At 67.7% G+C, this 24,880-nt stretch carries 29 protein-coding genes, 1 pseudogene and 1 riboswitch; of the genes and pseudogenes, 19 read left to right on the plus strand and 11 right to left on the minus strand.

What is annotated here, in order from left to right:
• Nucleotides 1–100 precede the first annotated feature (100 nt).
• Nucleotides 101–592: pseudogene (locus ABIB49_RS08695) on the plus strand (MFS transporter); the annotation flags it as partial.
• A 28-nt stretch (nucleotides 593–620) separates the two neighbouring features.
• Here the strand turns inward: ABIB49_RS08695 and ABIB49_RS08700 are convergent.
• Nucleotides 621–1,280, minus strand: coding sequence for a response regulator transcription factor (locus tag ABIB49_RS08700; RefSeq protein ID WP_226775289.1), 660 nt, complete (start codon nucleotides 1,278–1,280; stop codon nucleotides 621–623).
• Nucleotides 1,277–2,614 carry a sensor histidine kinase gene (locus ABIB49_RS08705; protein ID WP_226775290.1) on the minus strand — a complete coding sequence of 446 codons (1,338 nt, stop codon included), beginning with the start codon at nucleotides 2,612–2,614 and terminating at the stop codon, nucleotides 1,277–1,279. Before ABIB49_RS08705 ends, ABIB49_RS08700 begins: the two co-directional genes overlap by 4 nt.
• Before the next feature lie 176 nt (nucleotides 2,615–2,790).
• Between ABIB49_RS08705 and ABIB49_RS08710 the strand changes: the two genes are divergently transcribed.
• The 11 genes from ABIB49_RS08710 (at nucleotide 2,791) to ABIB49_RS08760 (ending at nucleotide 11,897) form a co-directional block, all read left to right on the plus strand.
• Nucleotides 2,791–3,924 (plus strand): FtsX-like permease family protein, encoded by a 1,134-nt coding sequence (locus ABIB49_RS08710; RefSeq protein ID WP_226775291.1) that lies wholly within the window; start codon nucleotides 2,791–2,793, stop codon nucleotides 3,922–3,924.
• A gap of 73 nt (nucleotides 3,925–3,997) precedes the next feature.
• Entirely contained in the window at nucleotides 3,998–4,720 is a 723-nt protein-coding gene (locus ABIB49_RS08715; protein WP_226775292.1) for an ABC transporter ATP-binding protein, read from the plus strand.
• Complete coding sequence (locus ABIB49_RS08720) at nucleotides 4,720–4,854, plus strand: hypothetical protein (protein ID WP_256446903.1); 135 nt, start codon at nucleotides 4,720–4,722, stop codon at nucleotides 4,852–4,854. The genes ABIB49_RS08715 and ABIB49_RS08720 overlap by 1 nt, the downstream gene beginning before the upstream one ends.
• A 138-nt stretch (nucleotides 4,855–4,992) precedes the next feature.
• Entirely contained in the window at nucleotides 4,993–6,453 is a 1,461-nt protein-coding gene (locus ABIB49_RS08725; RefSeq protein WP_282468041.1) for an MFS transporter, read from the plus strand.
• A 152-nt stretch (nucleotides 6,454–6,605) separates the two neighbouring features.
• Nucleotides 6,606–7,274 carry a response regulator transcription factor gene (locus tag ABIB49_RS08730; RefSeq protein ID WP_226775295.1) on the plus strand — a complete coding sequence of 223 codons (669 nt, stop codon included), beginning with the start codon at nucleotides 6,606–6,608 and terminating at the stop codon, nucleotides 7,272–7,274.
• Complete coding sequence (locus ABIB49_RS08735; protein WP_226775296.1) at nucleotides 7,271–8,488, plus strand: sensor histidine kinase; 1,218 nt, start codon at nucleotides 7,271–7,273, stop codon at nucleotides 8,486–8,488. Before ABIB49_RS08730 ends, ABIB49_RS08735 begins: the two co-directional genes overlap by 4 nt.
• A 130-nt stretch (nucleotides 8,489–8,618) precedes the next feature.
• Nucleotides 8,619–8,900, plus strand: a complete 282-nt coding sequence (locus ABIB49_RS08740; protein WP_226775297.1) for a hypothetical protein — start codon at nucleotides 8,619–8,621, stop codon at nucleotides 8,898–8,900.
• Nucleotide 8,901: 1 nt separating this feature from the next.
• Nucleotides 8,902–9,858 (plus strand): FAD:protein FMN transferase, encoded by a 957-nt coding sequence (locus ABIB49_RS08745; RefSeq protein WP_226775298.1) that lies wholly within the window; start codon nucleotides 8,902–8,904, stop codon nucleotides 9,856–9,858.
• Nucleotides 9,851–10,408 (plus strand): ferric reductase-like transmembrane domain-containing protein, encoded by a 558-nt coding sequence (locus ABIB49_RS08750; RefSeq protein WP_226775299.1) that lies wholly within the window; start codon nucleotides 9,851–9,853, stop codon nucleotides 10,406–10,408. The genes ABIB49_RS08745 and ABIB49_RS08750 overlap by 8 nt, the downstream gene beginning before the upstream one ends.
• On the plus strand, nucleotides 10,405–11,658 hold the full coding sequence (locus ABIB49_RS08755) for an NADH-ubiquinone oxidoreductase-F iron-sulfur binding region domain-containing protein (RefSeq protein ID WP_226775300.1): 1,254 nt from the start codon (nucleotides 10,405–10,407) through the stop codon (nucleotides 11,656–11,658). Before ABIB49_RS08750 ends, ABIB49_RS08755 begins: the two co-directional genes overlap by 4 nt.
• Nucleotides 11,655–11,897 (plus strand): ferredoxin, encoded by a 243-nt coding sequence (locus ABIB49_RS08760; protein WP_226775301.1) that lies wholly within the window; start codon nucleotides 11,655–11,657, stop codon nucleotides 11,895–11,897. Before ABIB49_RS08755 ends, ABIB49_RS08760 begins: the two co-directional genes overlap by 4 nt.
• A gap of 29 nt (nucleotides 11,898–11,926) precedes the next feature.
• On the opposite strand, the gene ABIB49_RS08765 is transcribed toward ABIB49_RS08760, so the two are convergent.
• A complete protein-coding gene (locus ABIB49_RS08765) occupies nucleotides 11,927–12,592 on the minus strand; it encodes an SAM-dependent methyltransferase (protein ID WP_226775302.1) in 666 nt (221 codons plus the stop codon).
• Nucleotides 12,593–12,775: 183 nt separating this feature from the next.
• Here ABIB49_RS08765 and ABIB49_RS08770 point away from each other — a divergent pair, with 183 nt between their 5' ends.
• Nucleotides 12,776–13,099 (plus strand): hypothetical protein, encoded by a 324-nt coding sequence (locus ABIB49_RS08770; protein WP_226775303.1) that lies wholly within the window; start codon nucleotides 12,776–12,778, stop codon nucleotides 13,097–13,099.
• A gap of 289 nt (nucleotides 13,100–13,388) precedes the next feature.
• Nucleotides 13,389–15,284, plus strand: coding sequence for a DEAD/DEAH box helicase (locus ABIB49_RS08775; RefSeq protein ID WP_226775304.1), 1,896 nt, complete (start codon nucleotides 13,389–13,391; stop codon nucleotides 15,282–15,284).
• A 114-nt stretch (nucleotides 15,285–15,398) separates the two neighbouring features.
• Here the strand turns inward: ABIB49_RS08775 and ABIB49_RS08780 are convergent, their stop codons facing one another.
• From ABIB49_RS08780 to ABIB49_RS08800, 5 genes are all read right to left on the minus strand, one after another.
• Nucleotides 15,399–16,049, minus strand: coding sequence for an MBL fold metallo-hydrolase (locus ABIB49_RS08780; protein WP_226775305.1), 651 nt, complete (start codon nucleotides 16,047–16,049; stop codon nucleotides 15,399–15,401).
• Nucleotides 16,050–16,069: 20 nt separating this feature from the next.
• Nucleotides 16,070–17,080: an aldo/keto reductase gene (locus tag ABIB49_RS08785; RefSeq protein WP_282468040.1), complete on the minus strand. Its 1,011-nt coding sequence runs from the start codon at nucleotides 17,078–17,080 to the stop codon at nucleotides 16,070–16,072.
• A gap of 155 nt (nucleotides 17,081–17,235) precedes the next feature.
• On the minus strand, nucleotides 17,236–17,643 hold the full coding sequence (locus ABIB49_RS08790; RefSeq protein WP_226775308.1) for a DMT family transporter: 408 nt from the start codon (nucleotides 17,641–17,643) through the stop codon (nucleotides 17,236–17,238).
• Between the two features lie 2 nt (nucleotides 17,644–17,645).
• The gene (locus tag ABIB49_RS08795) at nucleotides 17,646–17,969 is read right to left on the minus strand and encodes a DMT family transporter (RefSeq protein WP_226775309.1); all 324 of its coding nucleotides are present in this window, start codon (nucleotides 17,967–17,969) and stop codon (nucleotides 17,646–17,648) included.
• A 9-nt stretch (nucleotides 17,970–17,978) separates the two neighbouring features.
• A riboswitch (guanidine-III (ykkC-III) riboswitch) is annotated at nucleotides 17,979–18,047 on the minus strand.
• 63 nt (nucleotides 18,048–18,110) lie between these two features.
• On the minus strand, nucleotides 18,111–18,719 hold the full coding sequence (locus ABIB49_RS08800; RefSeq protein WP_226775310.1) for a HutD/Ves family protein: 609 nt from the start codon (nucleotides 18,717–18,719) through the stop codon (nucleotides 18,111–18,113).
• Between the two features lie 86 nt (nucleotides 18,720–18,805).
• On the opposite strand from ABIB49_RS08800, the gene ABIB49_RS08805 reads away from it, so the two are divergent.
• From ABIB49_RS08805 to ABIB49_RS08815, 3 genes are all read left to right on the plus strand, one after another.
• On the plus strand, nucleotides 18,806–19,402 hold the full coding sequence (locus ABIB49_RS08805; protein WP_226775311.1) for a phosphoribosylanthranilate isomerase: 597 nt from the start codon (nucleotides 18,806–18,808) through the stop codon (nucleotides 19,400–19,402).
• A gap of 46 nt (nucleotides 19,403–19,448) precedes the next feature.
• On the plus strand, nucleotides 19,449–20,486 hold the full coding sequence (locus ABIB49_RS08810) for an LLM class flavin-dependent oxidoreductase (protein WP_253031891.1): 1,038 nt from the start codon (nucleotides 19,449–19,451) through the stop codon (nucleotides 20,484–20,486).
• A 114-nt stretch (nucleotides 20,487–20,600) separates the two neighbouring features.
• Nucleotides 20,601–21,146, plus strand: coding sequence for a YceI family protein (locus tag ABIB49_RS08815; protein ID WP_226775320.1), 546 nt, complete (start codon nucleotides 20,601–20,603; stop codon nucleotides 21,144–21,146).
• 19 nt (nucleotides 21,147–21,165) lie between these two features.
• Here ABIB49_RS08815 and ABIB49_RS08820 read toward each other — a convergent pair whose 3' ends face one another.
• A complete protein-coding gene (locus ABIB49_RS08820; protein WP_226775321.1) occupies nucleotides 21,166–21,561 on the minus strand; it encodes a hypothetical protein in 396 nt (131 codons plus the stop codon).
• Nucleotides 21,562–21,740: 179 nt separating this feature from the next.
• Here ABIB49_RS08820 and ABIB49_RS08825 point away from each other — a divergent pair, with 179 nt between their 5' ends.
• Both ABIB49_RS08825 and ABIB49_RS08830 read left to right on the plus strand, forming a co-directional pair.
• Nucleotides 21,741–22,154 (plus strand): YccF domain-containing protein, encoded by a 414-nt coding sequence (locus ABIB49_RS08825; protein ID WP_226775322.1) that lies wholly within the window; start codon nucleotides 21,741–21,743, stop codon nucleotides 22,152–22,154.
• Nucleotides 22,155–22,179: 25 nt separating this feature from the next.
• On the plus strand, nucleotides 22,180–22,692 hold the full coding sequence (locus ABIB49_RS08830) for an SRPBCC family protein (RefSeq protein WP_226775323.1): 513 nt from the start codon (nucleotides 22,180–22,182) through the stop codon (nucleotides 22,690–22,692).
• A 44-nt stretch (nucleotides 22,693–22,736) separates the two neighbouring features.
• Here ABIB49_RS08830 and ABIB49_RS08835 read toward each other — a convergent pair whose 3' ends face one another.
• Nucleotides 22,737–23,609, minus strand: coding sequence for a DUF4031 domain-containing protein (locus ABIB49_RS08835; RefSeq protein ID WP_226775324.1), 873 nt, complete (start codon nucleotides 23,607–23,609; stop codon nucleotides 22,737–22,739).
• Nucleotides 23,610–23,634: 25 nt separating this feature from the next.
• Nucleotides 23,635–24,828: an AI-2E family transporter gene (locus tag ABIB49_RS08840; RefSeq protein ID WP_226775325.1), complete on the minus strand. Its 1,194-nt coding sequence runs from the start codon at nucleotides 24,826–24,828 to the stop codon at nucleotides 23,635–23,637.
• Nucleotides 24,829–24,880 lie beyond the last annotated feature (52 nt).

Here is a 24,880-nt window from a genome sequence, read left to right on the forward strand (position 1 = left end):
AGCCTGGCTCCATGACTACAATCATCACCGAGGCCACACCTCACTCAAGGGTCAGCCACCAGCAAGCCGCGTCACTAACCTCCGTGGTTAATACATCTAGACCACCGCGATCTGCGCCTCCGCTGCGCTTGGCGCAGGGTTCACCTACCCGGTCTTCAGCGCGACCGGGAATGGACCGCGGCGCTGCGGTTCTGGGCGCTGCCCGCCGGCGTTGTTCTTCTGCTGTTTGTGCCGCTGGCCATCAGGCAGCCCCACGGCACCCACCACGCTTCGCGCGGCGGCGTCAATGTGTGGCGCTCGGCGGTGGCATGGCAGGTGACCCTCTTTATGGTCCTCCAAGCCATGATGTCCTTCAGCGTTTTCGCTTGGCTGGCCCCGATCCTGCGCGAACGACGGGCACACCGCGGCGCACCTGTCCGGCATGATGCAGGGTGTGGGCTACGGGGTGGGTTCCACCGGCACCCTGATGGTCGGCCAGCTGCATCAGGCTACCGGGTCCTTCGCGGCGGCCGGTGTGATTTTCCTCGCGGTTGGTTCGCTGGCCGCGGTGTTCGGCTACCGGGCCGGGCGGAACCGTTTCGTCGGAGGCTGACGGACCCGGAAAGAGCGCCGAGGGTGTCCTATCCTTGCTGGCCGGGGGCCCGGATGATTCGGCGCCGGGTTGCTGCCGCGATGGCTGCGGTGCGGTTGTCCACACCCAGTTTGCCGTAGATGTGCACCAGGTGCGTCTTTACGGTTGCCTCCGAGATGAAGCTCTGTTTCGCGATAGCGCGGTTGCTGAGCCCGGTCGCCAGCAATTCCAGCAGTTGGACCTCCCGCTGCGTGAGGACAGCTGTGGGATTGCTGATCCGGTTCATCAGCAGGGCCGCTATTTTGGGAGCCAGGGCAGTCTGTCCGGCGGCGGCAGCCAGCACGGCCTGCCGGATCTGTTCTGGCGGTGCATCCTTGAGCATGTAGCCGCTGGCCCCCGCCTCGACGGCGGCCAGGATGTCCGCATCCGTGTCGTACGTGGTCAGGATCAGGACCGGCGGGGCGGCCTCCAGCAGCTTGATCTGCGAGGTCGCTGTGACTCCGTCCATGCCTGCGCCCATTTGCAGGTCCATCAGCACAACATCCACGCGGTCGCCCAGGGTTTTCAACCGTTTGAGTTCCTTGAGCGCTGCGTCGCCGTCGGCTGCTTCGGCTGCCACCGAGATGCCCTCGAATTCGGTGAGCATGGCCCGCAGCCCCGCCCTGACAACGGGGTGGTCATCGACCAGCAGGATGCGGATCTCGTTCATTGTTGTTCCCTCTCCGGGGCGTCGTCCAGTGGCAGCCGGATGGCCACCACCGTACCCTCCCCGGGGGCTGATTCGATCTCGAGCGAGCCGTTGAGCGCCGTGACCCTTTCCTGAAGTGACCGGATTCCGAAACCGCTTCCATCCGTCCGTTCGTTCATCCGGGCAGCCAACCCGGCGGGGTCGAAGCCGATGCCGTCGTCGTAGATGTCCATGGTGACTTCACTGCCCAGAAACGCGACGGTCACAACTGCGTTGCCCGCTTTCGCGTGGTCCCTGACGTTGGCGAGGCTGGCCTGGGCTGCCCGGAGCAGGGTCACCCGGTACGGCTGCGGCAGCTCCGCGGGGGTCCCGTCGAGCTCGAACCGGCACCGCAGCCCAACGCCCCCGGCCGCGGAGCTGGTCTCCGTGGTGTCGCAGAGCCTGCGAAGGGTTTCCACCAGGGAGGTTTCCTGCAGATGAGGGGACGATAGTCCGCGGACGAAGTTCCGGGCTTCGGCGAGGTTCTCCGAGGCTGTCTGCTGCACCAGCGCGAAACGTGCCGCCGCGGTGGCCGTGTCCCCGGCGGCGAGCGACTTTTCGGCCGCGCGGGCCACCAGCACAATGCTGGAGAGCCCCTGGGCAAGGGTGTCGTGGATTTCCCGGGCCAGCCGCTCGCGTTCGGCCAGGACACCGGCGTCGTGCTGGGTTGCTGCCAGCTCCGCACGGGTCCGGCGGAGTTCATCGGCTGCACGGCGCTGGTTCTCGGCTTCGCGGTACAGGGCACGGTAGGCCAGCCCGGTCACGACCGAAAACGCCGCGCCAAACAGCGGACCAAGGACCACGGCGAGCTGCGGGGCGGGAAGTCCGCTGGCCCCCCACTGGGCCGCAATCACCGCGATCGTCATCAGCGCGATCATCGGCAGCGCCACCGGTCGCGGCAACAGGTGCAAATGCAGGAAGAAGAGCGGGAAAGCCAGCCATGCGAAGTCGGAACTTCCGGCCAGCAGGAGGGCCCACAAAGCGGTGACGATTCCCAGCCACAGGACACCGTAGCGGCGCGGATCGCGCTCTGTGCTGCCGGCGGCGAAGCGCTTTTCCATCATGGTGCCGGTGAGGTAAACCCCGGCCAGAACAAGCGCTGTCCCGGCCAAGGCATACCGCCCGGGGTCCCTCTCATTGGACACCAGGAGCCTCAGGACAGCCACTCCGAGCAGGGCGGCGAAGCCGACGTGCAGGGTGACCCTCAGTACGCGCAGGATCGCAACGGAGGGCGCAGCGTCCAGTCCGCGAAGCGGGTCGCCGGGTCGGCTAAGACCGGTCCCGTTCCGGGCGTGGAGTGGTTCCGTGGCAGGCATTGGATCAGCTTATGCCTGCCCGGCCCGGGCCGGATCAATCAAATGGTTGACCCGGGGCTCAACCATTCTTCGACCGCGGCTCAATCAACTGCACGATGGCGCCGCCGCCTGCCCGCGGGAGAGTGGATCTAGGAGCTTTTCCGGCCACCGCCTCACCCACTGAAAGAAGAACAAACGTGTTTCTTGCCATCCGCGATATCCGCTTCGCCAAGGGCAGGTTTGCCCTGATGGGCGGCGTCGTTGCCCTGATCACCCTGCTGCTCGTTATGCTCTCGGGACTCACAGCCGGGCTGGGCGACCAGTCGACGTCGGCCATTGACAAACTCGGCGCCACCAACGGCGGGGGAGTCGACGCCAAGGCAGTGGACAGCATCGTCTTTGGCGCCCCGGGCACCAACGAGCCCAAGGCCTCCTTCACCGAAAGCGAAGTCACCGCCGCCCAGCTCGACAGCTGGAGAAACCGGGCCGGCGTCCGGAACGCGGAGGCAGTGGGCATCAGCCAGACCCGGTTCCAGGCCGTGGCCGCGGATACCGGGGCGGGTACCGGCACCACCAACGTCGCAGTCTTCGGTGTCTCGCCGGACGCCCGGCTGGCGCCGTCCCGGGTCACCGCGGACACCGTGGTGATCGGCAAAACCGTCGCCAAAGCCCTTTCCATGACAATCGGGGACAGGGCCAGCGTCGGGGGAATCGAACTGACCGTCAGTGCAGTGGTCGAGGACCAGTGGTACTCGCACACCAGCGTCGTCTGGACAGCGCTTCCCGCCTGGTCGAAGCTGGCCCACCTGAGCGACCCGGAGCAGCTCGGAACCGTCGCCGCCGTCACCTACAACGACGGCGCCTCCGTTGACGAGGCAGCCGCGAACGCAGCAGCCCGCACCGTAAGTGCGACACGCACCGGATCCTTCCAGGCACTGGGGTCCTACAAGAGCGAGAACGGCTCCCTGCTTCTGATGCAGGCGTTCCTCTACGGCATCTCCGCCCTGGTCATCGTGGCCTTCCTGACCGTATGGACCGTCCAGCGGACCCGCGACATCGCCGTGCTGAAGGCGATGGGCGGATCAAGTGCCTACATCCTGCGTGACGCCATCACCCAGGCCGCTGTCGTGCTGCTGGCCGGGGCCGGACTCGGCGGCGGGATCGGCATCCTCGGCGGCTTCTTCGCCGCCCAGGCAGCCCCCTTCCTGGTCAACCCCGCAACAACACTCCTGCCCATCCTTGGAATCATCGCCCTCGGCCTTGCCGGAGCGGCGCTGGCGGTCCGCCGCGTCACCAAGGTCGACGCCCTCATCGCCCTCGGCGGGAACTAAAACCTCCCCGGACGCCTGGCCGCGTCCGCAGCGCAGATCCCGGCCCGTGCACATTTTGAAAGGAAACAACACCATGTCCTCTACCTCCAGCTCCCGCACCTCCGAGCGCGGTCCCCTCCACCTCGTCAACGTCAGCCTCGAATACCCGGACGGGGACGGAACCATCAAGGCCCTTGACGCCGTGAACCTCACCGTACAGGCGGGTCAGATGGTCTCCCTCGTCGGTCCGTCAGGTTCCGGCAAATCCAGTCTCCTCGCCGCCGCCGCCACCCTCGTCCGCCCCACCCGTGGCCTCGTGATCATCGACGGAACTGACGCCACCGGGCTCGGCGACAAGGACCTCACCGCGCTGCGTCGGGAGAAGATCGGCATCATCTTCCAGCAACCGAACCTGCTCGCGTCCCTGACGGCCGCCGAACAACTCATCATCGGCGATCACCTGCGCGGAAAGTCCGTCAAAGCCGCCCGTGCGAAAGCCGCGGAACTGCTCGACGTCGTCGGACTCTCCTCGAGTGCGGACAAACGGCCGCACCAGCTCTCCGGCGGCCAGCGCCAGCGGGTCAACATCGCCCGCGCCCTGATGGGCGATCCCAAGGTCCTGCTCGTGGACGAACCCACCGCGGCCCTGGACCACGAACGCAGCGGCTCGATCGTCCGGCTCCTGCGCCGTGTCACCGACGACTTTATGGTCGCCACCGTTATGGTCACCCACGACACCGAATTCGTCCCGCTGACCGACTCGGTCGCCACCATGCGCGACGGCAAGCTCACCGCCCCCGTGCTGACCACCGTCTGATGCCCAGCACCCCGGATGTGACTTTAAACCTGGAAGCGCCGGACGCCGGCTTCACTAAATGGCTGCATTCGCCGTCCGCGGCCGTGACCGCCGCGCTGGCGCTGCGGCAGCGTGAGCCGGGAATCCCGCGCTAGGGCGCGAAGGGCCTGCTGTGGCATGCTTCCCTTAACCTTCTGGCGTTATTCGTTGAAAGCTCCAGCAAACCCCCGGACCGGCACTACCTCAGTTTTGGTTGATGTTTTAGAGCTGCGTCCCTGACCACCGATCAGGCCATGCCCGCACTCCGACCCGCCCGCGTTTCGAGCCTAAATTCAGCAGGCATCTTCGACCGCGACTATTTACTCGTGACCCTGGGTGCCTGCGCCTTGGTGTTCCTGGCCGCTTTCGAATCGCTGGCGGTGACCACGATCATGCCGGTGGTCAGCCGTGAGCTGGATGGGGCTGCCCTCTACGCCCTGGCGTTTGCCGGGCCGTTCGCCACGGGCGTTATTGGCATGGTGGCCGCTGGCAACTGGTCTGACAGGCACGGCCCGGTGGGGCCGCTGTACGCGTCCGTGGCCATGTTTGCGGTTGGGCTGCTGGCCGCCGGAACGGCCGGGAGTATGCCGGCCCTCGTGGCAGGCCGCCTGGTCCAAGGCCTCGGCGGCGGCGCAATTACGGTGGCGCTGTATGTCGTGATCGCCCGGGTTTATCCGCGGGCACTGCACCCGAAGATTTTCGCCGCTTTTTCCGCGGCCTGGGTGATTCCTTCGCTGGTGGGCCCCTTCGCCGCCGGCCTCGTGGCGCAGCTGGCCAGTTGGCACTGGGTCTTCCTGGGCGTAGTGGGGCTTGTGGTTCCGGCCCTGCTCATGATTGTGCCGGCACTGCGCGGACTGCACGGCACGCCCGACGCCGACATCCCGGAAGGCGCACCGCCGGTGGACATGTCCACTGGCGGTGCGCGGAAGGCCTGGGGCTATGGCCGGCTTGCGTGGGCTACCCTCGCGGCGCTCGCCGTCCTCGGCTTGAACCTCTCCGTCCGGCTTCCGGTGGCCGGCGGAGTCGTGGCCGTTGCCGCCGTGGCCGTGGCCCTGATCGCCGTCCGCCCGCTGGTGCCGCAGGGCACTTTGACCGCCCAACGCGGCCTCCCCAGCGTCATCCTCACCCGCGGCTTAGCGGCTGCTTCGTTTTTCGGCGCCGAGGTTTACCTGCCCTACCTGCTGGTGGAGCGATACTCCTTCACACCCACTTTCGCCGGGCTCACCCTGACCGGCGGCGCCGTCGCCTGGGCCGCCGGCTCCGCAGTCCAGGGCCGGCTCGGGGAGCGCCTGGATCACCGCCGAGCAGTCCGAATCGGCGCGGCGTTGGTGCTTGCCGCAATCGCCCTGGTGCTGGTGACCACGGTCCTCGGCTGGCCAGCCGTCGTCGCGATCGCCGCGTGGGTACTCGCCGGAGGCGGCATGGGGCTGATGTACGCCCGCCTCAGCGTGATGACCCTGGGCCTGTCCAGCAAGCAGAACGAGGGCTTCAACAGCTCCGCGATGTCCATTTCCGACTCGCTCGGCGGTGCCCTGTCCCTCGCCACCACGGGAATTGTCTTTTCCGCGTTCACCACGGCGGGCGCGCTGGCGGCCTCCTTTGCCGGCGTCTTCGCGCTTACAGCGGTGATCGCCGCCGCCGTCGTCGTGGTCGCCCCGCGGGTGGCCGCGCCGCAGGCATCGGCGAGGCCCGGCCGGGGGAGGTCGAAGGGTTAGGGCCCGGCGTCCGCCCTTATGTTGCCCGGTTGCCGCGAGCTGGGTGGCCGGGCCAGCCCCGCACGGCACCGCCGCAGGGCACCCCCGCGGGCCAGCCGCGCACGGCACCCCCGCACGGCTCCGGCGCTGGCGCCGGACCTATACTTCAGACCATGACGGTTGGGCCGAGGGTGCTGCTGGTGGAAGACGATTCAAGCCTGGCCGCAATGCTCAGCGAGCTGCTTGCGGGCGAGGGCTACACCGTGGTGCTGGCCCAGGACGGGCAACGCGCCCTGCATGAGGGTCTCAGCCAGGAGTTCGACGTGCTGCTGATGGATCGGGGGCTCCCGGCCATCGAAGGACTGGACGTTCTTGAGCGGCTTCGGGACCGCGGCGTGGATGCCCCTGCACTTATCCTCTCTGCGCTGAGCAATCCTGCGGACCGCGTGGAAGGCCTTGACCGGGGCGCGGAGGATTACCTGGGCAAACCCTTCGACGTCGACGAGCTCCTTGCCCGGCTGCGGTCCCTGCTGCGCCGCCATCCGACGCGGGCCGGCGCCGTCCGGGTCCCGGGCGGCATGCTGGACGTTGACGGCCGCACGGTCACCTCAGCCACCGGAACGGTCATTGTCCTGTCCGAGCGGGAAAGTGAGCTGCTGGCCCAGCTGGCCCGCAGCCCCCGCCAGATCTTCACCCGGGAAGGCCTTGTCAGCGCGGTATTCCCGGATGCCGACGACGACGGCGTCGTGGACACCTACGTGCACTACCTGCGGAAGAAACTGGGCCGGTCCTCGGTGCTGACAGTCCGCGGAGTCGGCTACCGGCTCGGAGAAATCCGTTGAGGTCCCGTGCCAGCACTGACTCGAAGGGCGCGGTGGTGCGGCTCGCCGTTCAGTTCGCTGCGCTTATCGTGGTTCTGCTCGCGCTTATGGGTGGACTTATGCTCTCCGTCGTGGCCGCCGGCGCCGATGAAGCAGACAACCGGAAACTGGTGGGGGCCACCCTGATTGACTCAACCCGGGATGCCCCGCTGGACGTCTTCCTGGCCATCTCCAGCAACGGCCAGCTGAGTGTTTCACGCAACATGCCGGCAGGACTGCCGGACGTCGCTGCCATCTCCCGCGTGAGTGTGGCCGGCGGGAGCGAACGGGGGAAAGTCCAGGTAGCGGGCCGGACCTATGCCGTTTTAACCGCTTTCCACGACGGCAGGGTGGTCCAGGCCGCCGTCGACCAGCGAGAACGGCAGGAGGAGTCGGACCGGCTGATCCTCGCACTGGTGGTTGCCGGAGCGGCCGCCGCGGTCCTCGCCGCAGCCGCTTCCGTATGGATGGCAAGGCGTGCCATGCTTCCGCTGGTGGAGAGTGTGGCACTGCAGCGCCGGTTCATCGCCGACGCCAGCCACGAACTGCGGACTCCGTTGACGTTGCTTAGCACCAGGGCGCAGCTGCTGCGCCGGCGGCTGATGGGCTCCGGTGCGGCTCCGGCACCGCAGGAGATCGCGAAAGGCGTCGAAGGCATCGTCAATGACTCAAAGCTGCTGACAGGGATCCTGGACGACTTGCTGATGGCGGCCGACCCCCGGGGAGCGGCAGACTTCACACCGGTCAACCTTTGTGTCGTCGGGGGCGGCGCCGCAGCCCTTGCCGGCGGGCAGGCAGAGTCACAGTCCCTCCGGCTGGAAACAGAGTTCCCGCAGGAGCCCGTCGTCGTCCGCGGGTCCGCGGTGTCGCTGGGCCGGGTCTTCACCGCGCTCATTTCCAATGCACTGGACCACGCCAGGACCGCAGTCCGCATCAGCGTCAGTACCCGCGGCAGGGACGCAGTGCTTCGGGTCACCGACGACGGAGCCGGCTTTGCCGCCGGGACAGAGGCGCGCGCCTTTGAACGGTTCGCCTCCGCCCGCCCCGAGGCTCCCGCCACCGGGAAGCCGCGCCATTACGGGCTTGGGCTGGCGCTTGTGGCCGAGATTGTCTCGCTGCACCACGGAACCGTGCGCGTAGAGCCGCATCCACCGGAGGGCGGGGCCTCTATTGTGGTCACCCTGCCGCTTGCCTGAGCGCTTCGCCGGCCGCTGACAAGCCGGGAAGACTCAAATCCGGGGGACAGCATTGTCTAAGAAAACACAAAGAATCCGGGAGGACTATTGAGGTAGCGGCATTCTCACCGCGGAATTCTAGGAGCAGGCCATGGACACTCGAAGCAGCGGCAAACGACTGGCCGCCGGCATCACCGTCACCGTCGCGGCGGGCAGCCTTGTGACCGCGGGGATCGCATCGGCTGTCGTCTACGCCGCCACCCCAAGCACGAAGACGGCAGCCACCACCAGCACCGGGTCCACCGGTTCGTCGTCCACCGGGAGCGGCAGTTCGAATAGCAGTAGTGGGCGCCAGATCAAAAGCTACTCCGGAATAACACCCGTGCAGCCGGGCAGCGGCGGAGCCGTCCACGGCAAATCGTCGGGATCCTGAAATGACTGCCAGCGCATCATGGACCGTCTGGGGCCTGGAAGCCGGCGTCACCGTAACCGAACCGGGCGCGCTCACAGCGGCCGCTGGCATTGTCCGGCGGACCCTCGCCGATATTGACGTTGCTTGCAGCCGGTTCAGGCACGATTCGGAACTGGCCAGGCTGGGTCCGCAACTTGCCGCGGGCGCCCAGGTCAGCCCGCTGCTGGCGCTGCTCGTCGAACGCGCCCTCGACGCCGCCCTCTGGACCGAGGGCGACGTTGATCCCACCTTGGGCAGGGACTTGGAAGCCCTGGGCTACGACCGGGACATCGTGAGCGTCAGGCTGTTCCCCCGCGGCGGGCGCGGGACGGCTTCGGGCCCTGCGGGGCATCCCGTTGCCAGGGCGCGCGCAGGATGGACCCGCATTAGCATCGACGGGCGGACTCTGAAAGTCCCTGGCGACATCCGCCTGGACCTTGGCGCCACCGCCAAGGCCATCGCCGCGGATCGGGCGGCCGATCAGGTCTACTCCGAGTTGGGCTGCGGTGTGTTGGCCTGCTTTGGCGGGGACCTGGCCACTGCCGGTCCGGCACCGGACGGCGGGTGGCAGGTGCTCGTCCAGGATGTCAATGACGATCCGGCCCAGCAGTTGAGCCTCGGTGCGGGATCCGCGATGGCCACCTCCAGCACCCAGAAACGACGGTGGCAGCACGCGGGTGCGCAGGTCCACCACATCCTGGATCCGCGCTTCGGCCTCCCCGCCGAAACTGTGTGGCGCTCCGTCACAGTCGCGGCCCCGACGTGCCTGGAGGCCAACGCGTTCAGTACCGCCGGCGTCGTCCGGGGTTTTCGTGCCGTGGACTGGTTCCGGGACCGGGGCATTGCCGGCCGTTTTGTTGACCAGCAAGGACGGATCATCACCACCGGTGGGTGGCCCAGCGAGCAGCCGACGGCGTTGGGAGGCCACCACCGTGGATGAGGCCATGTGGGCTTTTGGGCGGGTGAGCGGCTTTATCTCCCTGGCTTTGTTCACAGCAACGGTATTGCTGGGCATCCTGACCCGTTCGGGCAGGCCGCTGCTGATCCTGCCGCGGTTCTCCGTCACCCTCCTGCACCGCAACTTCGCCGTCCTCGCCTCGGTATTCCTTGGCCTGCACGTGGGGTCGCTGCTGCTGGATTCCTTCGCCAAGCTCAACGTGGTCGATGTGGTTGTCCCGTTCCTCAGTGGCTATCGGCCGTTTTGGCAGGGGCTGGGAACGGTTGCCCTGGACCTCGTGCTTGCCATTGTCATTACGGGGCTGCTCCGCCATCGCATCGGGCAACGAACCTTCAAGGCCGTCCATTTGCTTAGCTACGCAGTCTGGCCCATCGCGCTGGCCCACGCTATCGGCAACGGCACCGACGGGACCGGCGCGTGGTTCCTGATTCTGGCCACAGCGTCGGTGGCGGCTGTCGGCGGCGCCGTAATCTGGCGGCTTTCCGCCGTCTTCCTCGAAACGTCCAAAGCCCGTCAAGGAGGCCTGCCATGACCCCGCCCAACACCTCGCTTGCCGAAGCTCTCCGGCCCCAGGCGCCGGTGGGGACCTACCGGCTCTTCGCCGCCGGGGCGCACGCTGGACTGCAGGACCATCTCGAGGCCTTTGGGCCACTGGATATTGAAGCGATCGGACCGGACTTTATCCGTGTGCTGGAAGCCTCCGGGCTGACCGGGCGGGGCGGTGCTTCGTTCGCCTCCTGGCGCAAGATGGCGGTGACTGCGGAATCCCGCTCGGCCGGAATCCTGCCGGCGCGTCCGGTGGTGATTGCCAACGGAGCCGAGGGCGAACCCCTCAGTTTCAAGGACCGGACGCTGCTGGCCAATGCCCCGCACCTGGTGATTGACGGCTTGCTGGTGGCCAACCGCGCAGTGGCAGGCTCGCAGATGTACCTCTACGCAGCGTCAGGGAGCCTCGATGAGGCGGCACCTGCGATTGCCGAGCGGCCGGCAGCACGCCGGATCCGGTTGGTTCAGGCACCGGAGGCTTTCATCGCCGGGGAAGCCAGCGCCGCGGTCAATGCCATTGCCACCGGTGCCGCCCGTCCGCTGGACAAGCGGCGCCGGCTGGCCGAATCCGGGCTCAAAGGCCGCCCCACCCTGGTTCTGAATGTCGAGACGCTGGCCCACATCGGTCTCATCGCCCGCTATGGTGCCGATTGGTTCCGCAGCGCAGGGTCACCGGCGGACCCCGGCACCCGCCTCGTCACGGTCTCCGGACCGGGGCCGGCACAAGTGCAGGAGGTTGCCGGAAACGCTGCCCTCGGCGTGATCCTTCGCGACGCCGGAATTGACGCCCGTTCCCTCTCCGCCGTGTTGGTCGGCGGATATCACGGCCGTTGGGTCAGGCCGCTGGACTACCGGATATCGCCCGCCGGCCCGGACGGGCAGACGGTGCGCCCCGGGGCCGGCGTGATCCATGCGCTGCCCGCGGACCAGTGCGGGCTGGCGGCCACGGCACGGATCCTTAGCTATTTGGCGGGGGAATCCGCCCAACAATGCGGACCGTGTATGTTTGGCCTTCCCGCCATGGCCGGCGTCCTGAACCGGATTGCCTCCGGTGAACCCAACCCGCGGCTGACCGGGGAGCTGAACCGGCTCGGCAAACTCGTCTCCGGCCGAGGTGCCTGCCATCATCCCGACGGCACCGTCCAACTGGTCAGCAGCGCATTGGACATCTTTGCCGACGATGTCAAGGCCCATCTCACCGGCCGTTGCCTGCGGCAGGGCGGACGTGCGGCATGAGCGACTCGCTGCATATCGATTGGACCAAATGCGACGGCCGCGGGCTGTGCACCGAGCTGCTGCCGGCGTTGCTGGCCCGCGACGATTGGGGCTACCCGGTGCCGCGGCGGAGCCGGTCCGGCAACCGCACCGACGTCCCTGTCAGCGCGGGAAGCCTGGAAGCCGCGCGGGACGCCGTCCAGCTGTGTCCCAAGCTGGCCTTGTCGCTCGTGCACGAGCGAAACAACAAGCGGGCTTAGACCCTGAACCGCCGTGTACGTCCGCCTGCCTAACGGGCTGCCAGCCGGGTGGCGCGCAGTACGGCGTCGGTCAGCGCGGCTGCCTCGCCGTCAGGCCCGGTGGCACTGCGATGGCGGGTGTCGACGACGTCGAGCTGCCATTCCGGCGCCGCAATCCCCAACTCGCGGGCCAGGTCTTCGGCGGTATAGAACCGTTCCGGTGAGTGGTCGTGGTGTTGGCTCCACGGCGGCAACCCGTCCGGGTGGTGGCCAACAATAAGCAGCGTCCCTCCGGTACGCACTGCTGCGGCCGCCAGCTGCAGCGCCTGCTGCCAGGGCATCACGGTGGAATGCAGGAACTGGGCCGTCACCAGATCAAAGAGCTCGGTGGGCACCCAGGTGCTGAGGTCCTGCCGGAGCCAGGTGATGCTCCCGCTTTGGCCGCGTTCCCGCGCATGGGCACCGGCCCGTTCCAAGGCGACAGCGGAGACGTCGACGCCGGACACTTCCCAGCCGCGGCTGGCGAGCCAAATGGCGTCCGCGCCCTCGCCGCAGCCCAGGTCCAGAGCCGTTCCGGGCGGAAGGGCAGCGGCTTCGGCGATGAGTTGCGGGTTCGGCTGCCCGCTCCAGATCCTGTCCCTGCTGCGGTACCGCTCGTCCCACATCTGGGCGGCGCCGCTGTTGTCGGTGTGCTCGGGATGATTGTGCTCTGCCATTGCTGTCCTCGCCGCTCGTGTGTTCCTTCCCACATCATGGCAGGGGAAGGCAGCCGGGGACACCGGTAAAGCGGAGCTGCCGAAATATTGACACACAAAAATCACGGCCCGGAAACGCTCGCGAAACGTCGGCGGGGGACTCTGGAGCCGGACCTAGGAACAAGATCCGGGAGGGAACGGGCAATGACTGCAGGGGGTGCGCGGCAGGTTCATTCGTGCGCGGAGCTGTCGGTGGGGGACCGGATTGAGGCGTGGCACAACGGGAAACTCTTCCATCGGGGTGAGGTAATCCGGACGGTGGCGGCCATGGACTTGTTCTGGATCCTGGACGAGCGGACCGGAGCCCGCAAGCTGATCGACACGGAGGCGCTGCTGGTCCTGCGGGCGGAGGCGGCGAACATTCCGGCCGCCGCGCAGCTACCGGCCCGGCCGCCCTCGCACATCCCGCTGTTCCTGGCCCCGGGGTGCTCAGCTGGGGCAGGAAACGGCTCTGGCCTTGCCGGATGATAGACTAGGTGAACTTGATGTGCAGTGATGCCCACTTTGGTCTTGAATGATCGGTCCGGTTCATCAACCGGTTCCCCTGCCGGATTCCTTTCGGTTTTCGTTCAGGGAGTGGGTTTTTTCATGTGAGAGGCACATCCTGCGTCGATGAACGCGTTCTATTTGGTCCCGGCCGCCGGCTTACCCAGCAGCTGGCCGGTTGATCACCTGACTTTTCTTCGGCGAACCCCTGAGCCAACCGGCGCCGGGGGCCGATATCCGCACGGATACCGCCTGAAAGACTTTGAAACCTATGACTACATTTGCTGCCCTCGGCACGCCCAAAGCGCTGGCCGACACCCTGACCGCCCAGGGGATCGTGGAACCGTTCCCCATCCAGGTCAAGACGCTGCCGGACACCCTGGCCGGACGCGACGTCCTGGGCCGCGGCCGAACCGGCTCCGGAAAAACCATTGCCTTTGCCATCCCGCTTGTAGCACGACTCGCTGAGCGGGAAGCGAAGCACTTCCGCAAGCCCGGCCGCCCGATGGGCCTGGTCCTGGCCCCGACCCGCGAACTGGCCACCCAGCTGAATGCCACGATCGAGCCGATGGCCAAGGCCATGGGACTGAACACCACAGTGATCTACGGCGGTATCTCCCAGGCCCGCCAGGAAAAGGCACTGCGCGCCGGCGTCGACATCGTCATCGCCTGCCCGGGCCGCCTGGAGGACCTGATCCGCCAACGCATCCTGACCCTCGAGGGCGTCGAGATTACCGTCCTCGATGAGGCCGACCACATGGCCGACCTCGGCTTCCTCCCGGTGGTCAAGAAGCTGATGGACATGACCCCCAGCCAGGGCCAGCGCATGCTGTTCTCCGCCACCCTGGACAACGGCGTGGACAAGATCGTCCAGCGGTACCTGTCCAACCCGCTGACCCACGCCGTGGATGAGTCACAGGCCGCGGTCACCACCATGGAGCACCACGTGCTGGTGGTCAACGACCAGACCGTCAAGAAGCAGCTGATTGTTGAGCTTGCCTCGGGTTCCGGCCGCCGGGTGCTCTTCCTGCGCACCAAGCACCACGCCCGCAAGCTTGCCAAGACCCTGACCGACGCCGGTATCCCCGCCGTCGACCTGCACGGCAACCTCTCGCAGAATGCCCGTGACCGCAACCTGGCCGAGTTCTCCTCCGGCGAGGTCCGCGTCCTGGTCGCCACCGATGTCGCAGCCCGCGGCGTCCACGTCGACGACGTCGAGCTGGTCATCCACGTGGATCCGCCCACGGAGCACAAGGCTTACCTGCACCGCTCGGGCCGTACCGCCCGCGCCGGTTCCGACGGCACAGTGGTCACGCTGACCCTGCCGGAGCAGCAGTCCGACGTCAAGAAGCTGATGAAGGCTGCCGGCGTCGACGTCAACTTCGAGCGCGTCACCGCCAACTCCCCGTTGGTTGCCGAGCTGGTGGGCGACATGGCCGACAAGATTGATCCGCGCACCCGCGCCGCGCTGCTGGCTGCCAAGTCCAACCAGGGCGGCGGCAGTTCCACCGGTGCCAACGCCGAGCGTAAGCGCGCCCGCCGCACTACCCAGGCGGCACCCACCGCCGGTGGCCGTGGTGGCCGCGGCGGCCGCGGACGCGTTGGAACTGAAGCTCCCCGCACCGATCTTCCCCGGGCCGAGCGCCGCGCCGTGGCCTACGAAGGCCAGGCTGCTGCGCGTAACGCCGCAGATCGTGTGATCGAGCGGAACGAGGACCGGATGGATGCCGAGCGTGCAGAACGCCGCAGCGCCCGGGCCCGCTCCACCTCATACGGCGCGCACCGTAACGATGTTCCCGCTGCAGGTGGCCGCGCTGCGGCCGGCCGCGGTTCGGACGGACGGGCCGCCGAAGGACGCAGCGACGCCCGGGGCGCTTCGGCTCCCCGCAGCGGCGCACCCCGCAGCGGCGCACCCCGCACGGGTGCTGCCGCTGGCGGCCAGCGCGGCGGGCGTCCGGCTACGGGCCAGCGGGCAGCCGCCGGCGCCAAGCCCGCTGGAAGCAAGACCGGAGCGAACTCGGCTGTTTGGTCTTCGAACACCGGTGGCACCTCGGGCGGGTCCTACGCGGGCGGCGGCAACGGCAGGTCCAGCGAAGGCCGTCCGGCACGCAGCGGCGGACCCCGCCGGGCGTCCGCTCCGGCGTCGAACGAACGCCGCAGCCGCTAAGCCCCAGCCGCTCCCTGACCTCGCAAGCCCGGTCAGGGAACCCGGCGGTCGTGGGCCCACGTAACTGCTGTTGAGAAGATTCAAAAGGGCAGTTACGGAGCACTCGATGAAGTCTTACCAGCCGCGGGCGCGCCAGTCCTTTAGGTGCGGGCGTTCCGCACCCAGGGTGGTGGGTTTCCCGTGGCCGGGGTGCACGACGGTCTCATCCGGATACACATCGAACAGGCGTGCGCTGACGTCGTCGATCAGCTGGGCGAACCGGACGGGATCCTTCTGAGTGTTGCCTACCCCGCCGGGGAACAGCGAATCTCCGGAGAAGATGTGCGCCGGACCGTCCGGATCCTGGTAGACCAGCGCGATCGAACCGGGGGTGTGCCCGCGCAGGTGCACCGCTGTCACATCAAAGCCGTCGAAGTTCCCGATGTTCCCGTGATCGAGCGGCACGTCCACCGGAACGGGGAGTGCGGCGGCGTCATCCGTCCCGGCGGCCGTCTTGGCGCCGGTGGCCGCTACCAGGCCCGGGAGCGCTCGGACGTGGTCCCAGTGCTGGTGGGTGGTGGCAATCAGCGCCAGCTTCGGCGTGGCGGAGGTATCCGCGGCGGCGTCGGTGAGTAGGCCCTGGATGGCAGCCAGATCATCGGCCGCATCGATCAGGAGCTGCGCGCCGGAGTCCTTGCTGGTGAGCAGATATACGTTGTTGTCCATCTCGCTGACCGAAATCCGGCGGATGGTGATGTCCCGTAACGAGTGAATAAGCGTGTCCATGGGGTTAGTCTACGGATCGGCTATTCGCGGCCCTCGGACACCCAGCTGGGGTCCGCCGAGCGGGAGCCGACGACGGCGTCCGCGGCGGCGTCGAGTTTCTCGAGGTGGGCTGCGGTGAAGTCGAGCGTCAGCGCGCCGAGGTTTTCGTCGATCCGCGCCGCCCTGCGGGTGCCGGGGATGGGGACCACCGGCAGTCCAAGCTTTCGGCCCTGCGTGAGCAGCCAGGCCAGAGCCACCTGGGCAGGAGTTGCGGGCTGGCCGGCAGCGGCAAGCTCGGCCGCGACAGACTGTACGGCGGCCACCACGCCCTGATTGGCGTCCAGGGCCGTCGCGGCGAACCGGGGAATCTTGCGGCGGAAGTCGTTGGTTCCCAGTTTCGAGCCGTCCACGGTGCCGGTGAGGAATCCCCGGCCCAGCGGGGAATAGGGCACAAAACCCACACCAAGTTCGGCCGCCGTGGGGACAACGTGGCGTTCCACATCGCGGCTCCAGATGGACCACTCGCTCTGGACTGCAGCGATCGGGTGGATACTGACGGCCTCACGAAGTTCCTCGGCCGTCACCTCGGACAGGCCGAGATGCCGCACTTTGCCGGCCTGCACCAGCCCCGCCATGGCCTCCACGGTTTCCGCAATCGGAACGCGGAGGTCACGGCGGTGCATGTAGTACAGGTCGATGGTGTCGGTGCCGAGGCGCTGGAGGCTGTGGTCCACGGACTGCCGAACGTAAGCTGCGTCGCCGCGGATATCGGAGTAGCCGGCTGCCGGGTTCCCTACGAGTCCGAATTTGGTGGCCAGTTGCACCTCATGGCGGCGTTCCCTGAGGAGCCTGCTGATCAGTTCCTCGTTGCTGCCTGCACCGTAGATGTCCGCCGTGTCGATGAAGCTGACGCCGGCATCCACTGCATGGTGCAGAGTGGCCAGGGCCTCGGCGGGGTCCACGTCGCCGTAGACCGGAGTCAGGGCCATGCCGCCAAACCCGAGGAGGCTGACCACCAGTCCGTCGCCGAGTTGGACTGTCGCTGCATTCATCTTTGGACTCCTTTTCGCTGCCGGAATTGCCGTCCCAGCCAAGAACCGCACTCGAGGCAAGAGTATTCCGGGCGGCGGCGCCAGAGTCTCCCCACCCTTTGAACGCTGTGTGGCCGGTCCGACGGCGCGTCGCCGGGACACGCCGTCGTTCTGGCTCAAACGCGGGGAGATCCGGCAGCGGATTGCGGCTGCTGTGGCGCCGGCAGCAGCTTCAGTCCGGCCGCGCAGCCCACAATCCCTGCGATAAACAGCAGTTTCAGCGGGCTCGCAGGCTCGACGCCGGTGGCCATCGCCCAGCCGACCGTCAGCGCCGCGCCGATCCCCACCCAGACGGCATAGGCCGTACCGAGCGGGATGCTTTTCACCGCCAGCCCCAACCCCACCATGCTCAGGGTCGCGCTCAACGCGAACACGAGGGTGGGCAGCGGACGGGTGAAGCCGTCGGACTGCCCCAGGGCTGTGGCCCAAACGGCCTCCAGCACAGCAGAGGCCAGCAGGATGAGCCAGGACAGGGTGGATGTGGGCGCCTTGGCCGGCAGTTTCGGCGTACGTTTCGCGGCCATTGTCACACCACCAGCTTCAGGCCGGCGACGCAGGCGACGATTCCGCCGAGCAACAGGATCCGTCCCCGGGTCGCTGGCTCAACTTTGGTGATCATCGCGTAGGCGGAGGTCAGCACCACACCGACCCCCACCCAGACTGCGTAAGCAGTGCCGGTCGGGATGGACTGCATGGCGACCGCGAGGCCGCCGGTACTGGCCAAGACGGAGATGAGGAAGACCACGGCCGGCGCAATCCGGCGGCGGCCGGAGGCCTGCGTTGTCCGGTGCAGGGCCGCAGCCCAGACGGCTTCCAGGGATCCGGACAGTACGAGTATTAACCACGCCATAACAGCTCCTGTGGCCAGTCTTGTCGCGTGCCGGGTACTGATCCGTCGTCCGGAGGCCGCAAAGAAGTCGGCCTTGGTTCCAGCCTAGCAATGCCCCCGCGGTGCGGCGAACGTACGCTCTTCCGACGGGGTTCGGGATGGCTAGTCGGTGACTGCGTCGATGGAGACCACGGCCAGGAAGCCGCGGCCCAGGATCTCGGGGGACGCGGTGTCCGAACCCACGACGGCGTCATAGCGGTCCAGCGCCTGCGGCTCGGTGACTTGCTCGGCGTCGGCTGGGCCACCGGGCGCGACGGCCGCCTGGCCTTGGAGCAGGATGCCCAGCTGGCCCTCGAACACCGGGTGTGCCCGTTTTTTGGAGAGTTCGATGATGGAGGTGAAGCCCTTGAAGGCTCCCCGGCGGGTGATGACGTTCAGGTCGCGGATGTCGCCCGTTGGCAGTGCCCCGGCCGCGGCGGCGTCGCCGGAGAACCGGAAGGGGCGGTATTTCTCCAGCGGGTGTTCGGCGCCGTCGACGGTCAGGAGCAACAGCTCCCCCTCGATTACGGTCAGAACGCGGTCCATGCCGGTGAACGCCGAGAACTCGCCCGCCTTGGCTACCTCGGCGATGCTGACCCGCCAGTCCCAGCCGGCACCTGCGGCGTTGTCCTGCGGAACGCCGGACGAAGGACGGCGCGCCACTTCGCGGGTCACCCCGCCGCCGTTGGGCCAGGGGTGGGCTTTCAACTCGGCATAACGGATGATCTCCATCCCTTCACCTTAGCGAGGCTCCGCCGCCCGTGCGGTCTTGGTAACGTCAGAGGCAGAAAACTCAGGCACACTGCAGAAGGAGCCGAATGTTCGTCAAGGTATGCGGGCTCAGCACCCCGGAGTCGGTGAGGACCGCGGTGCAAGCCGGCGCGGACGCCGTCGGTTTTGTCCTGACCCGCAGCCCCAGGGAAGTGACACCGGCGCAGGCGCGGGAACTCCTGGCCCACGTCCCGGCCGGGCTCCCCGCCGTCGGTGTTTTCCGGCACGAAACCGTGGCGGACGCCGTCGCCGCAGCCCAGGCAGCCGGGCTGGACTGGGTCCAGCTCCACGGCGACCGCACCCCGGCAGACGTGCGCACCGTGCACGACGCCGGACTCAAGTTGATCCGGGCCGTCACCATGTCCGCCGCGGCGGAGGCGTTCGCGGACTGGGGCGAGGACCTGCTCCTGATCGACGCCGCCGTCCCCGGCTCCGGCGAGGCTTGGGACTACGCCTCGGTCCGCGCCAAGGGGCTGGCCGGGCGCAACTGGCTCCTGGCCGGCGGGCTGGATCCCGCCAACGTCGCCGGCGCGGCCTCGCAGGCAGATGCCTGGGGGGTGGACGTCTCCTCCGGCGTCGAATCTTCCCGCGGGGCGAAGGACCTGGCCAAAATCCGGGACTTCGTGACGGCGGCGAAGCCCTGACCGCTGCCGCAGGAATGCCGCCGGTCCGCACCGTGTTGCCCCTGACATGAAGCGCATCGGATTTTTGTCCTTCGGACACTGGGGCCCCGGCGAGGGCTCCCGCACCCGGACCGCCCGCGACGCCCTGCTGCAGGGCATCGAACTGGCCGTTGCCGCGGAGGAACTGGGCGTGGACGGCGCGTACTTCCGGGTGCACCACTTCGCCCGGCAGCAGGCGTCCCCGTTCCCGCTGCTGGCCGCTGTCGCCGCCCGGACCAGCCGGATCGAAATGGGCACCGGCGTGATTGACATGCGCTACGAGAACCCGCTGTACATGGCCGAGGAGGCCGCCGCCACGGACCTGATCAGCGGTGGGCGGCTGCAGTTGGGAATCAGCCGCGGTTCACCCGAACCCGCCCGTGACGGCGCCGCGGCGTTCGGCCATGTGCCGGCTGACGGCGAAACCGATGCGGACATGGCGCGGCGGCACACGGCGGTGTTCCGCCGCGCCATCTCGGGCGCCGGGATGGCGGAGGCCGAGCCGCGCTACGCCGGCGGCGGATCCGGGCTGCTGCCCGTCCAGCCTCATTCCGCCGGCCTCGGCGGGCGGATCTGGTGGGGCGCCGGCTCGCGCGCCACCGCCGTCTGGACTGCGGAGCAGGGCATGAACCTGATGAGTTCCACACTGCTCACGGAGGACACCGGCGTGCCCTTCGACCAGCTCCAGGCCGAGCAGATCAGCATGTTCCGCCAGGCCTGGGCCGACGCCGGCCATCCACACGAACCGCGTGTATCGGTCAGCCGCAGCGTCCTGCCGATCGTCGACGATGAGGACCGGCGGTACTTCGGCCTCAGCGCCCTGCGGGAGAAACGCGACCAGGTCGGGGTGATCGACGGGCTCGTGGCCCGGTTTGGCAGGAGCTTCGTTGGCGCGCCCGACGCCATTGCCGGGGAACTCGCCGCCGATGCCGCCGTCCAGGCCGCGGACACCCTGTTGCTCACCGTCCCCAACCAGCTTGGTGTGGACTTCAACGCCAAGCTGCTGGGCACCGTCGTCCGGCACATCGCACCGGCGATCGGCTGGGCGCCGCAGCCGGCGTCGTAGCCGGCCGGGTTCCGAGAGGCTAGCCGCGCCGCGTTGGCGTGGCTAGCATGGCTCCTTGGGGGAGTACCCCGATGATCCGGCGGGCCCGGCCCGCCAGCCGCGAAGGAGACCGTTGTGACACTGCCCGAAGGATTGAGCCAAGGCGTCTGGACACTGGACATGTCCCACAGCGAAGTCGGCTTCAGCGTCCGCCACGCCGGCATCAGCAAGGTCCGGGGCCGCTTCAATGAGGCGACGGCGGAGGCCCGTGTCGGTGAGTCCCTGCCGGACTCCAGCCTGCATGCCAGCATCAAGACCGCCAGCTTTGATTCCGGTGACGCAAACCGCGACGCGCACGTCCGCGGAGCCGATTTCTTCGACGTCGAAAAGTATCCGGAGATGACGTTCCGCGCCCAGGGCATCAGGGGCGACGGCGAGGATTACGTGCTGACCGGTGACCTCACCATCCGGGACGTTACCCGGCCGGTGGATTTGGAAGTCGAGTTCACCGGAGTTGCCGTGGACCCATTCGGCGCCACCCGTGCCGGGTTCAGCGCGGAAGCGGACATCAGCCGCAAGGAATTCGGCCTAACCTGGAACGCCGCGCTCGAAACCGGCGGCCTGCTGGTCAGTGACAAGGTCAAGATCAATGTCGAAGCCGCAATGGTCAAGCAGGCCTAGCCGGCCGGTTCCGCAGGATTCAGAAGAGCAGCAGCACAAAGCCGCCGACCGTGGACAGGATCCCCACCCCGGTGAGGATCCAGCCGAGGGTCCAGGCCGCATTGTCGTGCTTTGGCGGGGTCAGCCCCCAGCGCGAGGGGTGGCACACGTCGTAGAACAGCTCGACGTCGGTGCCCACCACCAGGCCGCCCGACTCGGCCGCCGGCAGCAGGGACCGGTGGCCGGCGTCGTAGTGGTCCGTCCAGCTGTAGCCGGTGAATCCGCCCGCGCTGATAACTGTCCCGGTGGTCCCGGTCCACTGGCACCGGCGCCGGCGACGAATCCAGCCCCACACCAGAAGCGGCAGGCCCAGGACGAAACCCACCCACGTCATGACTTCGAGAATGGGACCAAGAAGGTCTCCGATGGTTGTCATCTGCGTCTCCCGGGCGCGATCAGGGCAAGCTTCAGGAGTGCAGGCATGGTCCCAGTATTATGCCCTTCCGTGCGTTCGCAAAGCGCCGGGCGCCGTGCCGGGGCGGCCCGGGGGATTTCAGGAATTTCTCAGGGTGAACCCCTAGGCCGGAATGGGCTCCGGCGGGGGAGAATGGAGCCATGAAGACACTGCTGAACATCATCTGGCTGCTCTTCGGCGGCCTCTGGCTTTCGCTTGGCTACTTCGCGGCCGGTATCGTCTGCTGCCTGCTGATAGTGACCATCCCGTGGGGGCTGGCGTCGTTCCGGATCGCGAACTATGCGCTGTGGCCCTTCGGACGAACCGTGGTGGACCGCCCCGGTGGAACGGGCGTGTTTTCGCTGCTGGGGAATGTCATCTGGCTCTTCGTCGCCGGTATCTGGATTGCCATTGGCCACGTGGTCACCGCCATTGCAATGGCCGCCACCATCGTGGGCATCCCGCTTGCCATCGCCAACCTCAAGCTGATTCCGGTCTCGCTGATGCCGCTTGGCAAACAGGTCGTCCCAAGTGACAGGCCCTTTGCGACGGGCTACAGCAAGGCCTACCGCTAGTCCCTTTCAGAGCAGGAGTCCCGAGATGTCCGAGCACGTCAGCGCAGGTCCGGCCAGGTCCGGGCAGGGAACCGCCCCGGCTGCAGCAGAGGACCTGATGCTGGTGGTCACCCGCGAATTCCAGACGCCCATTGCCCGGGTGTGGTCCGCCTTGACGGACCCGGACCAAGCTGCGGAATGGTGGGGGCCGCGGGGATTCCACACTCCACGGGACAGCATCGATGCGGATCTGGAAATCGGCGGCCTCTACCGGGCCTGCATGATCCAGGACAGCACCGGCGAGCAACACTGGTGGAGCGGCGTCCACACAGACATCGAACCGCCCCATCTCTTCGTCTTCACCCATGCCTGGGACCGTGCGGACGGAACCCGAGGCTTCGAGACCGAGGTGACGTTCCAGCTGGAGGAGATCGACGGCGGCACCAGGATGACGTTCTTCCAGGGACCTTTCGACAGTATCGACAACAGAGACGCTCAAGGCGTCGGCTGGCGTCAGTCCTTCGACCGACTCGCCGGACACCTCCGCCGCGGCACCTGAACGCATCCGGACGCCGCGGCTGGGGCCTGGCCAGCGGGTTTTTGCTAGGGCTGTGTCTCGCCCTTGAGGTTTCGCCGTGCAGGCTCCAGCCACAGTTCCCTGCCGCGTCGGGTGTGGAACAGCGGGTCCAGCTGCAGGAGGTGGCGGACGACGCCGGCGCGTCCGGCGGCGAAGTCGTCGTCGCCGATGTGCGCAAAGTCCTCCCGGACGGCGGCCAGATACCGGGCATAGGCTGCCGGGGTTCCGCCCAGCACCGAGAGGTCGGCGTCGCTGAGCAGTGCTGCATCGTCATCGCCGGGCTCCGGCCGGTGGTCCGCAGTCATCCTTACCAGCCGGCCAACTTCCTCCACCTCAGCCGGACGAAGGCCGGCATGGGCCAGACGGTCCTCGGCGAGCCGGGCCGACTCCTCCTCGTCCTGGCCGGCGACCCCCCGGTAAATCGCGTCGTGGAACCAGGCGGCGAGCAACACGGTCCGGGGCGGCTCCGCAGGCCCGGTGAGGAGGTCCAACGCCTCAAGGACCGCCAGGAGGTGCGTGCGGCCGTGATACTTCCGGTGCTCCTCGCCCCAGCGATCCAGCAGGTCCAGGAACAGGGCGTCGTGGCCGGGGAGGGTCCCGTTCCACCGGGTCAGCAGGGGCAGCTTGAGTGAGCCGCTGCGCCGCCGGGCCGGGATCCGCAGCCCGCTGGCGATCAGCCTCCGGACCAGGATCCGCCCCTCCACCGGGATGGCTCCGGCCGCCACTAGGGAGCTGTAGCGGGCCTCGGCGACGTCGTAGTGGTCACCGTCGAACGCCCTCTCCGGAATGCCCGCGGCCGCAGCAAAGTCGTGCAGTTCCGCCAGCGAGGCGTCCGAGACCAGATGCGAGAAGTGCGTTCCGTGTGCAGGCCAGAGCGGCGGATCGAGGTAGATGGCCATGACGGAAGTCTAATCCGGCCGCCGGTCAGTCCTGTGGGACATCGGCGGCGGCAGCGTCCGACCCGTCGTTCTGCCGGCCCCGCCCACGCCTAGGCTTGGACCGCACGCCGTCGCCCCTTTCGTTCAGTCGGGTTTCGTGTTCGGCCGCTGCAATGGCCTCGGGGGTAATGTCGTCTCCGGAATTCCAGGCCTTGATCGCGGCCCAGGCCACAGCCACCAAGGGGACGGCAAGGATCGCGCCGATGATGCCGGCGAGGATGGTGCCGGCCGTTAGGGCCAGCAGAATCACCAGGGCATGGACGCTGAGGGCCTGGCCCATCACCACGGGCTGCAGGAAGTTCCCCTCCAGCTGGTTGACTGCGATCACAACGATGATAACGATCAGGGCCGCGACCGGGCCGTTGGCAACCAGCGCGACAAGGGCCGCGAGCGTGCCGGCAAGGGTAGCGCCGATCAGCGGGATAAAGGCGCCAATGAAGGTCAGTGCGGCCAGCGGCAGCGCGAGCGGAACGCCCATTATTACCAGAGCCAGGCCAATAAAAAAGGCGTCGACCAGGGCCACTATGGATGTTCCGCGCACGTAGCCGCCGAGCACGTTCAGGCTTCGCTCCCCGGCACGGCGTGCCTTCACCAGGTTCGGGCCCTTGAACGCCCGCAGCACAAAGGCCCAGATGCTCTGGCCGTCTTTGAGGAAAAAGAACAGGATGACAGCCATCAGGAGGGCCCCGGTGATGACGTTGCCGGCCGCACTGAGCCCGGAAATGGCGCCCGCGCCCACGGTGCTGCTGGTGGCGAAATCGACGACGGCGTCCCGCGCCTGCTGGATCTGCTGGTCATCAACCGGGATCGGACCCGTACGAATAAATGCGTGAACCCGGTCGAAGCCCTCCGTGGCCTTGCTGGCCAGTTGGTCGGCCTGGCTGACGACGGCGACCACGATGCCCGTGATGACAGCGCCGAACGCGATCAGGAGCGCCAGGAACGAGACTGTGGTGGCGGCGGTGCTGGGCCAGCCCCGGCGGCGCAGCCAGTGGACGAAGGGTGCGATCGCGGCGGCGAGGATCAGGGCCAGCAGCGCGGGAATCACCACGAGGCGCACCTGGATCAGGGCATAGACCACCACCACTGAAAGGACCAGCAGCAGGAGGACCTGTGCGGTCCTGATGCTGGCGCGGCCCAGGCTGTCGCTCCAGGGGGTTGTCTGTTCCGGACTGCCCATGCTGTTTTTCTCTCCCACTCTCGGATGGTCATCTTACTTACCAACCGTCTCA

Source organism: Arthrobacter sp. UYCu512 (genome assembly GCF_040547075.1).
Taxonomy (GTDB): Bacteria; Actinomycetota; Actinomycetes; order Actinomycetales; family Micrococcaceae; genus Arthrobacter.